Below are 12,775 nucleotides of genomic sequence, written 5' to 3' on the forward strand. Positions count from 1 at the left end.
TGGAGAACGCCCCCGTGATATCGACCCTACACATCGCCAGGCTCAAAGCATGGGGCGCCCATGGTTTTACCGCCACCGGCGTGGTCACCGCCTTCCTCGCGACCCTCGCCCTGCTGGATAACCAGCCGACCAGTTGCCTGCTGTGGCTCGGCGTCGCGCTGATCGTCGATGGCCTGGATGGCGCATTGGCGCGCAAGGTCAACGTGCAGTCGGTGCTGCCCAGCTTCGATGGTTCGATCCTCGACCTGGTCATTGACTACCTGACCTATGTATTCATCCCGGCGCTGTTCATCTATCGCTACATTCCGCTGCCGGAGTACACGCTGCTGCTGACGGTATCGCTGATCCTGGTGTCCTCGCTGTTCTGTTTTTGCAACGTCAATATGAAGAGCAAGGACAACTACTTCCAGGGCTTTCCCGCAGCGTGGAACGTGGTGGCGCTGTGCCTGTATATTATTGCGCCTTCGCCATGGATCACCTTTCTTACGGTGATCGCCCTGGCGCTGCTGACCGTCACCCGCATGAAATTCCTGCACCCGTTTCGCGTGCGTAAATTCATGCCGATCAACATTGCCGTGACGGCCATCTGGTTGTTGTGCAGCTTGTCACTGGTGGTCAACCATCCGGTGATCAACCCGCTGGTGATGGGGCTTTGGTTGCTGATGTCGGCTTACTTCCTGGGCATTTGCATCTGGCGCACGGCGCTGGAGTGGTTTGATGGATCGCGGCACAAATAAACTTTCAAATGATCACGCTACCCTAGGAGCTGCCGCAGGCTGCGATCTCTTGATCCTGACTTTTTTGCCTCAAGATCAAAGAATCGCTGCCTGGGGCAGTTCCTGCCCGGGGTTCAGCGCCGGGTGATGACCACCTCCAGGTACTCGCTCGGCACCACCAGCGATTTCTCGCCCGCCCTGTTCATCCGGTTGAGCAACTCGGTCAGGTCTGCTTCCAGCGCCGTGGCGCCATCGGGAGGGAGCGCGGCGAATGCCTTGTGCACCGGACCGTACCAGCTGCGAAACGTGTCAATGAAATGGGCCGCCGAGCGATAGCGGAAGTTGAAGGTCCGGCGGCTGACCTGGACCAGGAAATTGCGCTCGTCGAAGTGTGTATGCAGCCAGGCCTCGGTGCCCCACTGCGAAGGCGGTTGCGCCCCCGGCGGCGGCGGCATGTGCTTGCCCAAGGTCTTGAACACCTGGCCGACGAAGCCTTCGGGCGTCCAGTTGGCCAGGCCGATACGACCTCCGGGGCGACACACCCGGGCCAGCTCTGCAGCGGCTTTCGATTGATCGGGGGTGAACATCACACCGAAGGTCGACAGCACCGCATCAAAACTCGCATCTTCAAAGGGCAATGCTTCGGCATCGGCGACCTGAAAGGTGACTTGCAGGCGCTCTGCCCGCGAGCGGTCCTCGCCGCGTTCCAGCAATGCGGCCACATAGTCGGTGGAAGTGACGAGGCAACCGCGCCGTGCGGCCGCGAGCGTGGCATTGCCGTTTCCGGCAGCCACGTCCAGCACGCGCTCATCGCACAGCAGGTCGCAGGCCTCGGCCAACTGCTCGCCGACGATCTGCAAGGTGGTGCCGATCACGGCGTAGTCGCCACTGGCCCAGGCGGCCATCTGACGGTTCTTCAAGGCAGTGAGATCAATGGGTGTACTCATGAATTCCGCTCCATTGCGGGTAGGAACGCAGCCAGCTTACTCAGCCGTGGTGGGATCGATGACGTGCATGACCTGGGAAATCCGGTTAGCCGGAAAACCGCTCAGCCGGGCGTGTTCCTGGATCTGCTGTTCATCCGGTGCGATATACACGCAATAGAGTTTGTCACCTGTGACGTAGCTTTCCTGCCACTGCACCTGGGGCAAATCGCGCAAGGTCCGGCAAGACTTTTGCGCCGCTGCTTTCAAATCCCGCTCCGACAGTGCTCCTGCACCTGCTATCTCCCGTTCAATGACGAACTTAGGCATGACAACCTCTCATTCTTGTTATGGGGACAGGGTCTTGTGCCCTGCAGGCAAACTATCGCCCCGCTGCAGGGCGGCGTCCTGTCCGATCGTCGGCCAGGCCTGTCCGATCGTCCGGAGTTTTTCCATTGCCTTGCGATCGGGCCACACTTGAAGGGCCCCCGCCTGCACGGGTAAATCCCCATGGACGCCCTGTCCCAGACCCTGCGCGTCGTCCGCCTGATCGGCGCGATTTTTATCAATGCCAGGTTTACCGCCCCCTGGTGCTACCAATCCCCGAGCGCCGACTCGGCCGCGCCCTTTCTGGAACCCGGTGCCGAACGGGTGGTCATCTTTCATCTGATTACCGAAGGCGAGTGCTACGTCGAACTCGGTGACGATCCGCCGTTGCTGCTGACCGCGGGCGATGTGGTGGTATTTCCCCAGGGCGATGCCCATCGCATGTGCTCGAGCCCGGGCCTGCCCCCTGCTACAGGAGCGCGCCTGGACGCAGTGCTGGCGCGTCGTCCACGGCAACTGAGCTATGGCGGAGGCGGCGTCGTCACACGCCTGGTGTGCGGTTATCTGGCGTGTGATACGCGGCTGGCGGGCATGCTCTTGACCGGTTTGCCCGCCATCGTGCGGGTCAATGTTCGCGGCTCGGACGCCGGGCTATGGCTCGAGTCCTCGGTGCGTTACGCGCTGACCGAAGCCCGCTCCCCCAGGCCCGGAGGCGAAGGCGTGCTGGCGAAACTGGCCGAAGTGCTGTTCATCGAAGTGCTGCGCTTGTACATGAACGAACACGGTGAGGGCCGCACAGGATGGCTGGCGGGAGTTGGCGACCGGATTGTCGGCGCCGCCCTGAACGCCCTGCACAAAAGCCCTGCGAACGCCTGGACCCTGGAGGAGCTGGCCCGCACCGCCGGCACCTCAAGGTCGGTGCTGGCCGAGCGTTTCCAGCAATTGGTCGGCAGCTCGCCGATGCAATACCTGACGCAATGGCGAATGCTGCTGGCGGCCAATCTGCTGAGCCGCAGCAACAGTTCACTGACGCGCATTGCCGAGGAAGTCGGGTACCAGACGGACACCGCCTTCAGCCGCGCATTCCGGCGCGAGTTCGGCTCACCGCCTGCGGCCTGGCGCCGCTGCCAGGCAGGGACTGTGCAGCAGCGGCTGTGAGATCTGAACTATTGCCCGCCGGCGAGACCCACCCTGTAGAAGCTGCCGAAGGCTGCGATCTTTTGATTTTCTGCGGGATCACAATTGCAAAAGATCAAAAGATCGCAGCCTTCGGCAGCTCCTACAGGGTTCAGCTTGTCAGGCAATGGCCCCGATCAGGCTCCGGGCGCCTTGGCCTCCTCCAGCAGTTGCTGAATCATCTGCTCCTGCGCGTCGTAGGCGCCTTCGCCAAAATGGGTGTAGCGCACCTGCCCCTTGGCATCGACCAAGTAATGCGCGGGCCAGTACTGGTTGTCGAAATTGCGCCAGATCGCGTAGTTGTTGTCGATGGCCACCGGGTAGGTGATGCCGAGCTTCTTCACCTGATCCCGGACGTTATCGATGATGCGTTCGAAACCGTACTCAGGCGTATGTACGCCGATCGCCACCAGGCCATCTTTCTCATACTTCTTCGCCCAGTCTTTCACGTACGGCAAGGTGCGCTGGCAGTTGATGCAGTCGAAGGTCCAGAAATCCACCAGCACCACCTTGCCTTTAAGCGATTCGCCGCTGAGTTCCGGGGAGTTGAGCCATTGGACCGCACCGGCCAGCGATGGCATGGCGCCCTGGGCGTTGTCCATGGTATCGGCCTTGACCTTGCTGACGAAGTAATCCAGCACTTTTGGCACGGTTTCCAGAACCCCCTTCTCAACGCTGCTGATGCCTTCGGACGACGTGCCAGCCAGCAGTGTCTTGTCGGCACCGGTGGAGATCACTGCTGCAGCGGCCAGCACTGCCACGCCAGCACCGCGACGCAACCAGCCGGTGACCGGTATCGATGCTTTGAGACGGTTTACCAGGCCACGACCGGCGAAAATCAGGGTACCCAGCGACAGCGCGCTGCCCAGCCCATAAGCCACCAGCAGCAGGCTGGTGCCGGCATTCGCGCCTTGCAGCATGGCGCCAGTGAGGATCACCCCGAGAATCGGCCCGGCGCAGGGTGCCCAGAGCAGGCCGGTGGCCACGCCGATCATGATCGAGCCTGCGGGGCCGGACATTTTGCGCGTGTCGGGATCGAGGCGATTGCCCAGCAGCACGAAAGGCCGCGCCAGCCAACCGCCGATGCGCGCGGAAATCAGCGACAGTGCAAACAGTGCCATCACCACCAATGCCACGTGGCGGCCGGTGTTACTGGCCTGTATCACCCACTCGCTGCTGACCACCGCCAGGCTTGAGATCAGGGCGAAGGTCAGGACCATGCCGCCGAGGGTCAGCAGGATCGAGGTGCGGCTGCGTTCAACGCCGGCGAACAGGAACGGCACGACCGGGAGGATGCACGGGCTGAGGACGGTGAGGATACCGCCCAGGAAAGCGATGATTAACATGGGATCACCTGAATAATGAGCGGCTCATGCCCCCTGTAGGAGCGAGCTTGCTCGCGATGGTCTTTAACGACTACGCGGGGCGCCTGGCACCCCACGGTGTCCACTAGACCATCGCGAGCGAGCTCGCTCCTACAGGGGATTGGGGATTGGGGATTGGTGTTTGGGTTCAGGCCGTCTGGGTATCCAGCAACTGCCCCTGCGGCGTGCGGCTGGAGCCATCTTCGGCCAGCAGCGGGCTTGCACCCTCGTGCTCCACAGGGGTCAGTTGAAAACAAGTGCTACCGGCGCAGCTACTCTGCTCCACCGCAGCATTGGCATGGGCAGCCGCGCCGGCTACGGAAAAAGCCACTGCGGTCAGATAACGGGTCAGGTTTTTCATGATGCGGATCCTCGTAAAATCAGTAATAGGCAATCAGGCGACTCAGTTGTCGTCGTTGCAGCCGTCAGCAAATTTGCGGTAGTCCAGGACCTTGGTGTCGCCCTGGGAATCGAGGTAGGTCAGCTCGGCGTTGATAATTCCGCAAGTCGGCGTGGCGTCCTGTTTCATCGAAATGACTTTCCTGATGTCCAGATGCGTGCCGTAGGTGTAGGTTTCAGGCTTGACCGTGGCTTCGGCACGGGCCGACAAGGTGCAGATATTCAGCGCGGCAAACAGGCAGGCGGCGTAGACGGCTTTGGTGTTCATGGCGGTTTCCTCAAGGCTTCAATGGGTCAATCGTGGTATTGAGCCGAGGCGGTTTGGGTTGCCTCGATGGAGCTCATTAGAAGCCCGTCAGGTATCCCCTCTGTGTCGGAAACAGGCGCGGGTTAATCGCTACGTATCAGAACCGCCTCCCGATACACAGCGATACAAAACCCGGAAAAAACACGGTTTTTGAGTCTGCGTGTGTCCGCCTCAAGGCCAGATACACTGCAATACAAAGGGCAGGAGTCACGCGCGCGAAGGCTCGATAGACTGCGCGACATCCCCCGTTTACAGAGGCCCGGCCCCATGGAACACGTTGATCACATTCTCATCGTTGACGATGACCGCGAGATTCGCGAGCTGGTCGGCAATTACCTGAAAAAGAACGGGCTGCGCACCACGGTGGTCGCCGACGGCCGACAAATGCGCGCCTTTCTCGAATCCACGCCAGTGGACCTCATCGTCCTGGACATCATGATGCCGGGGGACGATGGCCTGCTGCTGTGCCGCGAACTTCGCGCCGGCAAGCACAAGGCCACCCCGGTATTGATGCTCACCGCCCGCAGTGACGAGACCGACCGTATCATTGGCCTGGAAATGGGCGCCGATGATTACCTGGTCAAACCCTTCGCCGCCCGGGAACTGCTCGCGCGCATCAGCGCCGTGCTGCGCCGCACACGAATGCTGCCGCCGAACCTGGTGGTTACCGAAAGCGGGCGCCTGCTGGCCTTCGGGCGCTGGCGCCTGGACACCTCGGCCAGGCACCTGCTGGACGAAGACGGCACCATGGTTGCGCTCAGTGGCGCCGAGTACCGTTTGCTGCGGGTGTTCCTCGACCATCCGCAGCGCGTGCTCAACCGCGACCAGCTGCTGAACCTGACTCAGGGTCGCGACGCCGACCTGTTCGACCGTTCCATCGATCTGCTGGTCAGCCGTTTGCGCCAGCGCCTGCTGGACGATGCCCGGGAGCCGGCGTACATCAAGACCGTGCGCAGCGAGGGCTACGTATTCTCCCTGGCGGTGGAAGTCATCGGGGCACCCTCATGAATTTCTCGCTGCGCTGGCCACGCACCCTCGCCTCGCGTCTTTCACTGATTTTCCTGGTCGGGCTGATCCTGGCGCAGGCGCTGTCCTTCGGCGTGCAGTATTACGAGCGCTACGAAAGCGCGAAAAACACCATGCTCGGCAATCTGGAAACCGACGTGTCGACCTCAATCGCGATCCTCGACCGCCTGCCTGCCAATGAGCGGGCCAGCTGGCTGCAACAGCTGAATCGGCCCAACTACGGCTACCTGCTCAACGAAGGAACTGCCGGGGTGCCCATGACTGATTCGCCGATGGCGATGACCTCGATCAAGGAAGCCATCGGCAAGGACTACCCGATGACCTACACCGACATTCCGGGGGAGCGAAAGCATTTCCAGGTGCACCTGAAACTGGCCGATGGCAGTCCAATGACCATCGACGTTCGTCCGGCAATGGCGCCCTTGTCGCCGTGGCTGCCTGCGGTGCTGCTGGGGCAACTGGCGCTGTTGATCCTGTGCACCTGGCTGGCCGTGAGGATCGCCATCCGCCCCCTCACCCGCCTCGCCCAAGCCGTAGAAACCCTCGACCCCAATGCGCGACCGGTGCACCTGGACGAGAAAGGTCCTACCGAAGTCGCCCATGCGGCCAAGGCGTTCAACGCGATGCAGGCGCGAATTGCGGCGTACCTCAAAGAACGCATGCAACTGCTGGCGGCGATTTCCCATGACCTGCAAACCCCCATCACCCGGATGAAACTGCGCGCCGAATTCATGGACGACTCCAGCGAGAAGGACAAGCTGTGGAGCGACCTCGGCGAGATCGAGCACCTGGTGCGCGAGGGCGTGGCCTATGCACGCAGCGTGCACGGCGCCACCGAGGAAGTCTGCCGGACCCACCTCGATTCGTTCCTCGACAGCCTGGTGTTCGACTATCAGGACATGGGCAAGGATGTGTCCCTGGAAGGCAAGACCGACGCGGTGATCGACACCCGGCCCCATGCGCTGCGCCGGGTAGTGGTCAACCTGACCGACAACGCCCTCAAGTTCGCCGGCGCAGCGCAGTTGCACGTCGCGACACAGGCCGATGGCAGCCTGTCGATCAAGGTGATGGATCGCGGCCCCGGTATCGCCGAGGAAGAACTGGCCCAAGTGCTGGAGCCCTTCTATCGAGTGGAAAACTCGCGTAACCGCAGCACCGGCGGGACGGGCCTGGGCCTGGCGATCGCCCAGCAGCTGGCGCTGGCGCTGGGCGGGTCCTTGACCCTGAGCAATCGAGAAGGCGGCGGCCTGTGCGCGCACCTCAAGCTGCCCGCGGCTAAATAGCGCCGTTACCCCGCCCGCGAACGAACTCGTGGGCTTTGTGGGTGAGCTGATCCAGGTGCCGATCGCGCTGTTTTTCGGCATCGACCATCGCCCGCTTGCCATGCTTTTGCAGCAGGTAAGTATGAATCTGCCGAACCTCCAGCGAGCTGTAGATGGGCCCTACGTCCAATAATCCCATGAGCCCGTCGCTGCTGTGGTCACGGGTGTTCATGAGCACCTGGGTGCCGCGCACGCCCACGACCTGGAAACCCATCGATTCGAACCAGGGCACCTTGGCCACGGCGCACGTCAGTTCGGCGTGGGGATAACGCCCCACCATCTCGCGCAACATCCGCCGGGCGATCCCCTGCCGTCGATGATCCGCCTGCACCGCCATGTACGCGACGCCACAGGCATCGGGATCGTCCTGGATCGGCAGGTATAACAGGAAACCAACGACCTGCTCCGGGTCGTCCTCATCAGTGGCCACCAGCAACTCCACGGCAACCCCCTTGGTGCCGTTCAACGCCTCCAGATACAGATGCACTTCATAGCCAATCGCATATTGATAAACGTTGTAAAGCAGGTTGCTCGGCGGGATCGCGACCATGCTGATGTCAGTGAGGTTGTCGACGACCAACTGCAGAATCTGACTGGTCAGATGCTCTGGGCATGGGGTTTTGAAATGGGTGATCTGGGGCATGTGCGGCTCTGGGTCTGGCTGGTGCTCGAAGCAGTAATGATAACGCGCAGAGTGCGCATCGGGTGACCGCCGAAGGACGAAGCGGCGAATTCATGAGCCCCACGCATAAGTCTATAGCCGATATACGCAAAAACATTCTGCCACTATGGCGGTCAGTCTTTCAGACGATCATCGGCCACGCCGAATCAATGACAGGAATCGAACCAATGGACGACCGTGACCCGCTTTCGATATCCCGACGAAAATTCCTGATTGTTGGCGCTGTCTCGGCCACGGCATTGGCGTTGCCCCCTTTCATCAGTGCCCAGGCCAGCGCCGCCAATGCGGCGCGACCGATCCAGGCGACGGTGTCGCTGACGGTCAACGGCCAGTTACGCAACCTTGACCTCGATACGCGCACCACATTGCTCGATGCATTGCGCGAACACCTTTTGCTCACCGGCACCAAAAAAGGCTGCGACCACGGCCAGTGCGGCGCGTGCACGGTGCTTGCCGATGGTCGGCGCGTCAATTCGTGCCTGACCCTGGCGGTGATGCACGAGGGTTCGAACATCACCACCATCGAGGGTCTTGGCACGCCGGACCAACTGCACCCGATGCAGGCCGCGTTCATCAAGCATGACGGCTACCAATGCGGTTACTGCACCCCCGGGCAGATCTGTTCGGCGGTGGCGGTGCTCGGAGAAATCCGCGACGGCATTCCCAGCCACGTCAGCGCGAGTCTTACCGCCGCGCCCCAGTTGATCGCCAGTGAATTCCAGGAGCGCATGAGCGGCAATATCTGCCGCTGCGGCGCGTACTCCAACATCATCGACGCCATCAGCGAAGTCGCGCAGGCCAGCGCATGAGGCCCTTTACCTATCTACGCGCCAAGTCCCCTGCCGAAGCTGCCGCGCTGGCCGCCCAGGTTGACGGCTCAAGGTTCATCGCCGGCGGTACCAACCTGCTGGACCTGATGAAACTTGACATCGAAACCCCAACCCACCTGATCGACGTCAACGGCCTGGCCCTGGACCGCATCGAAGCCACTCCCGAAGGCGGCCTGAGAATCGGCGCGCTGGTGCGCAACACCGACCTGGCTGCCGATTCGCGGGTCCGCCAGGACTATGGCTTGCTGTCCCGCGCCCTGCTCGCCGGGGCCTCCGGCCAGTTGCGCAACATGGCGACCACGGCTGGCAACCTGCTGCAACGTACTCGCTGCCCGTACTTCTACGACACTCATCAAGCGTGCAATAAGCGCCAGCCCGGCAGCGGTTGCGCGGCCATCGGCGGCTTCAGTCGCCCGCTGGGTGTCATCGGCGTCAGCGACGCCTGTATTGCCACACACCCCAGCGACATGGCAGTGGCCATGCGCGCCCTCGATGCACAGGTCGAAACCGTGCGCCCCGACGGCAGCACGCGGGTCATTCCGATTGCGGACTTCCATCGTCTGCCGGGCAACATGCCAAACATCGAAACCGCCCTCGCCGCCCACGAACTGATCACCGCCGTGACCCTGCCGGCGCCGCTGGGCGGAACGCACATTTACCAGAAGGTGCGCGACCGGGCCTCCTATGCCTTTGCCCTGGTCTCGGTGGCCGTAGTAATCCAGCCGGACGGCTCCGGCCGCATCGCCCTCGGCGGCGTGGCGCATAAACCCTGGCGTGTCGAAGCGGCCGAGGCATCGATGAACCAAGGCGCCGCAGCCGTTAGTGCAAAGCTGCTCGCAGGCGCCACCCCGACGCATGACAACGCGTTCAAGCTGACACTGGTCGAGCGCACGCTCGCCTCGGTGATGGCGCAAGCGAGGGCCCAAGCATGAAATTCGACACCCCCGCCACAACCAACCCCATCGACCAGATGAAAGTGGTTGGCAAGCCTACTCCCCGGATCGAAGGCCCCCTCAAGTCCACCGGTCTTGCACCCTATGCCTACGAACACCATACCGCCGTGCCGAATCAGGCCTACGGGGTGGCCGTTGGCTCGGGCATCGCCAAAGGCCGCATTGCCTCGATGGATCTGACGGACGCGCAAGCCGCGCCCGGGGTGATCGCCATCGTCACCGCAGAAAATGCCGGCAAGCTGGGCCAGGGCAAGTACAACACTGCCAAGCTGCTCGCCGGGCCAGATATCCAGCACTATCACCAGGCGATCGCCCTGGTCGTGGCAGAAACCTTCGAACAGGCGCGCGCTGCCGCCGAGCGGGTCAAGGTGCACTATGTGCCCACTGAGGGCGCCTTCGATCTCGCCCGCAGCCGCGAGTCGGCGGTAGAGGCCAAGGACCAGATGGCTGACGTCAGCCACGGTGATTTCGCCGCAGCCTTCGCCGCCGCACCGGTACAGCTGGACCAGACCTACACCACGCCGGATCAGGCCCACGCGATGATGGAGCCGTTTGCGTCAATGGCCTCATGGCAGGGCGATCAGCTGACGCTGTGGACTTCCAACCAGATGATCGACTGGTCCGTCACCGACCTGGCCACCACCCTCGGGGTGCCCAAGGAAAAGGTGCGGCTGATATCGCCCTACATTGGCGGCGGATTCGGCGGCAAACTGTTCATCCGCGCCGACGCAGTGCTTGCAGCATTGGGTGCGCGCCTGTCTGGCCGGCCGGTAAAAGTGGCGTTGGCGCGGCCAATGATGTTCAACAATTCCACGCACCGCCCGGCGACCATCCAGCGCATCCGCATTGGCGCCACCGCCGACGGCAAGATCACCGCCATGGGCCACGAAGGCTGGTCCGGCGACTTGCCCGGTGGCAAGGTCGAGCGCGCCGCGCAGCCGAGCAAACTGCTGTACGCGGGCGAAAATCGCCTGGTGAGCATGCGCCTGTCGACCCTTGACCTGCCCGAAGGCAATGCGATGCGCGCGCCTGGCGAAACGCCCGGCCTGATGGCGTTGGAAATCGCCATGGACGAGATGGCCGAGAAACTCAAGCTCGACCCGGTGGAATTTCGTGTGCGCAACGACACCCAGGTCGATCCGATCAATCCCAAGCGCCCCTACTCGACCCGCCAACTGATTGAATGCCTGCGTACGGGTGCGGCGAAGTTCGGCTGGAGCAAACGCCATGCACAACCCGGCACACAGCGTGAGGGGCGCTGGCTGATCGGCATGGGCGTAGGTGTGGCGTTTCGCAATAACAACCTGGTGAAGTCCGGGGCACGGGTGCGCCTGAATGACCAGGGTGTGGTGACGGTGGAAACCGACATGACCGACATCGGCACCGGCAGCTACACGATCATTGGCCAGACAGCCGCAGAGATGATGGGCGTGCCGCTGGACAAAGTGGTGGTGCTGCTGGGCGACTCGAGTTTTCCGGTGTCTGCCGGTTCAGGTGGTCAGTTCGGTGCCAACTGCTCCACCGCCGGGGTCTACGCCGCGTGCGTGAAACTGCGCGAAGCGGTCGCGCAGCGCCTGAATATGAACCCGGATGAAGCGGTCTTTGCCGATGGCGAAGTGCGCTTCGCCGGCAAAAGCGTGCCACTGGGCAGCGCCGCCCAAGCCAGTGAAATCGTCGCCGAGGATTCGATAGAGTTTGCCGGGCTGAGCAAGCAGTACCAGCAATCGACCTTCGGTGCACACTTTGTCGAGGTCGCAGTGGACAGCGCCACCGGCGAAACCCGCGTGCGGCGCATGCTCGCCGTGTGCGCGGCGGGACGCATCCTCAACCCGACATCGGCGCGCAGCCAGGTGATCGGCGCGATGACCATGGGGGTCGGCGCGGCATTGATGGAAGAGCTGGCGGTGGACAAGCGCGCGGGGTTTTTCGTTAACCACGATCTGGCCGGCTACGAGGTACCGGTACATGCCGACATCCCGCACCAGGAGGTGATTTTCCTCGATGAAATGGACCCGATGTCCTCCCCCATGAAAGCCAAGGGTGTCGGCGAGTTGGGGCTGTGCGGGGTCAGTGCTGCGGTGGCGAACGCGATCTACAACGCAACCGGGGCACGAGTGCGCGAATACCCCATCACCCTGGACAAAATCCTCGACCAGTTACCGCCCATGCTCTGACGGCTTCCCTGTGGGAGGTTTCTCCCACAGGATCATCAAATCCTGCTCCCGCTACTGCGGATACTCCTGCCCGCTCACCTGCTCCATCCACTCCACCACCTTGCCATCCTGCACTTCAGCAATGGCAATGTGCGTCATGGCCGTTTTTGCCGTCGCCCCATGCCAATGCTTCACATGGGGAGGAATCCACACCGTGTCACCGGGCTTGATCGATTGCGCCGGTTTGCCGGCCTCCTGTACCCAGCCGCTACCCGCAGTGACAATCAACGTCTGCCCCAGCGGATGGGTATGCCAGGCCGTGCGCGCTCCGGGTTCGAAGGTCACGGTGGCGCCGCTGACCGCCGCCGGCACGGTGCCCTTAAACGGCGCATCGACACGCACGGTGCCGGTAAAAAAATCGGCCGGACCTTTGGCCGAAGGTTGGGAGCCGTTAGGGGTAACTGTGAGCATGGGAGCCTCCTGAGCCCGGGAATCAAAGACCAGTAGCGAGAGCGAGAGCGCGGTGGCTGCAAGGTGCTTCATGGCTGTCCTCGATAAACGTTTAAATTCATCTTCAATCTACCGGCTGCGCACTCC

Annotated in this window: 14 protein-coding genes; 7 read left to right on the forward strand and 7 right to left on the reverse strand. The window is 62.4% G+C overall.

The window, feature by feature from the left end:
- The first annotated feature begins 14 nt into the window (after positions 1 to 14).
- On the forward strand, positions 15 to 737 hold the full coding sequence (gene pcsA, locus HYI44_RS02805) for a phosphatidylcholine synthase (protein WP_122838642.1): 723 nt from the start codon (positions 15 to 17) through the stop codon (positions 735 to 737).
- A 113-nt stretch (positions 738 to 850) separates the two neighbouring features.
- Here pcsA and HYI44_RS02810 read toward each other — a convergent pair whose 3' ends face one another.
- Both HYI44_RS02810 and HYI44_RS02815 read right to left on the reverse strand, forming a co-directional pair.
- Positions 851 to 1,663, reverse strand: coding sequence for a class I SAM-dependent methyltransferase (locus tag HYI44_RS02810; protein WP_122838489.1), 813 nt, complete (start codon positions 1,661 to 1,663; stop codon positions 851 to 853).
- A gap of 36 nt (positions 1,664 to 1,699) precedes the next feature.
- A complete protein-coding gene (locus tag HYI44_RS02815; protein WP_122838488.1) occupies positions 1,700 to 1,969 on the reverse strand; it encodes a DUF4242 domain-containing protein in 270 nt (89 codons plus the stop codon).
- A 180-nt stretch (positions 1,970 to 2,149) separates the two neighbouring features.
- Here HYI44_RS02815 and HYI44_RS02820 point away from each other — a divergent pair, with 180 nt between their 5' ends.
- Positions 2,150 to 3,124, forward strand: a complete 975-nt coding sequence (locus tag HYI44_RS02820; RefSeq protein WP_122838487.1) for an AraC family transcriptional regulator — start codon at positions 2,150 to 2,152, stop codon at positions 3,122 to 3,124.
- Positions 3,125 to 3,279: 155 nt separating this feature from the next.
- Here the strand turns inward: HYI44_RS02820 and HYI44_RS02825 are convergent, their stop codons facing one another.
- The 3 genes from HYI44_RS02825 to HYI44_RS02835 form a co-directional block, all read right to left on the reverse strand.
- Positions 3,280 to 4,488: a cytochrome c biogenesis protein DipZ gene (locus HYI44_RS02825; protein ID WP_225568697.1), complete on the reverse strand. Its 1,209-nt coding sequence runs from the start codon at positions 4,486 to 4,488 to the stop codon at positions 3,280 to 3,282.
- A 166-nt stretch (positions 4,489 to 4,654) separates the two neighbouring features.
- The gene (locus HYI44_RS02830) at positions 4,655 to 4,867 is read right to left on the reverse strand and encodes a hypothetical protein (RefSeq protein ID WP_225568698.1); all 213 of its coding nucleotides are present in this window, start codon (positions 4,865 to 4,867) and stop codon (positions 4,655 to 4,657) included.
- A gap of 42 nt (positions 4,868 to 4,909) precedes the next feature.
- Entirely contained in the window at positions 4,910 to 5,173 is a 264-nt protein-coding gene (locus tag HYI44_RS02835) for a DUF2790 domain-containing protein (protein WP_225568699.1), read from the reverse strand.
- 306 nt (positions 5,174 to 5,479) lie between these two features.
- Here HYI44_RS02835 and HYI44_RS02840 point away from each other — a divergent pair, with 306 nt between their 5' ends.
- The gene (locus HYI44_RS02840; protein WP_045059010.1) at positions 5,480 to 6,220 is read left to right on the forward strand and encodes a response regulator; all 741 of its coding nucleotides are present in this window, start codon (positions 5,480 to 5,482) and stop codon (positions 6,218 to 6,220) included.
- Complete coding sequence (locus HYI44_RS02845; RefSeq protein WP_225568700.1) at positions 6,217 to 7,521, forward strand: ATP-binding protein; 1,305 nt, start codon at positions 6,217 to 6,219, stop codon at positions 7,519 to 7,521. Before HYI44_RS02840 ends, HYI44_RS02845 begins: the two co-directional genes overlap by 4 nt.
- Here the strand turns inward: HYI44_RS02845 and HYI44_RS02850 are convergent.
- Positions 7,514 to 8,203: a GNAT family N-acetyltransferase gene (locus HYI44_RS02850; RefSeq protein ID WP_225568701.1), complete on the reverse strand. Its 690-nt coding sequence runs from the start codon at positions 8,201 to 8,203 to the stop codon at positions 7,514 to 7,516. The genes HYI44_RS02845 and HYI44_RS02850 overlap by 8 nt on opposite strands.
- A gap of 206 nt (positions 8,204 to 8,409) precedes the next feature.
- Here HYI44_RS02850 and paoA point away from each other — a divergent pair, with 206 nt between their 5' ends.
- The 3 genes from paoA to paoC are packed head-to-tail and all read left to right on the forward strand — an operon-like array spanning position 8,410 to position 12,199.
- Positions 8,410 to 9,051 carry an aldehyde dehydrogenase iron-sulfur subunit PaoA gene (paoA, locus tag HYI44_RS02855; protein ID WP_122838480.1) on the forward strand — a complete coding sequence of 214 codons (642 nt, stop codon included), beginning with the start codon at positions 8,410 to 8,412 and terminating at the stop codon, positions 9,049 to 9,051.
- A complete protein-coding gene (locus HYI44_RS02860; RefSeq protein WP_225568702.1) occupies positions 9,048 to 10,004 on the forward strand; it encodes an FAD binding domain-containing protein in 957 nt (318 codons plus the stop codon). The genes paoA and HYI44_RS02860 overlap by 4 nt, the downstream gene beginning before the upstream one ends.
- Positions 10,001 to 12,199 (forward strand): aldehyde oxidoreductase molybdenum-binding subunit PaoC, encoded by a 2,199-nt coding sequence (paoC, locus tag HYI44_RS02865; RefSeq protein ID WP_225568703.1) that lies wholly within the window; start codon positions 10,001 to 10,003, stop codon positions 12,197 to 12,199. The genes HYI44_RS02860 and paoC overlap by 4 nt, the downstream gene beginning before the upstream one ends.
- 51 nt (positions 12,200 to 12,250) lie before the next feature.
- On the opposite strand, the gene HYI44_RS02870 is transcribed toward paoC, so the two are convergent.
- Positions 12,251 to 12,721, reverse strand: coding sequence for a cupin domain-containing protein (locus HYI44_RS02870; protein WP_225568704.1), 471 nt, complete (start codon positions 12,719 to 12,721; stop codon positions 12,251 to 12,253).
- Between the last annotated feature and the right edge of the window lie 54 nt (positions 12,722 to 12,775).

The organism is Pseudomonas sp. Y24-6 (genome assembly GCF_020295325.1).
Lineage (GTDB): Bacteria > Pseudomonadota > Gammaproteobacteria > Pseudomonadales > Pseudomonadaceae > Aquipseudomonas > Aquipseudomonas gregormendelii.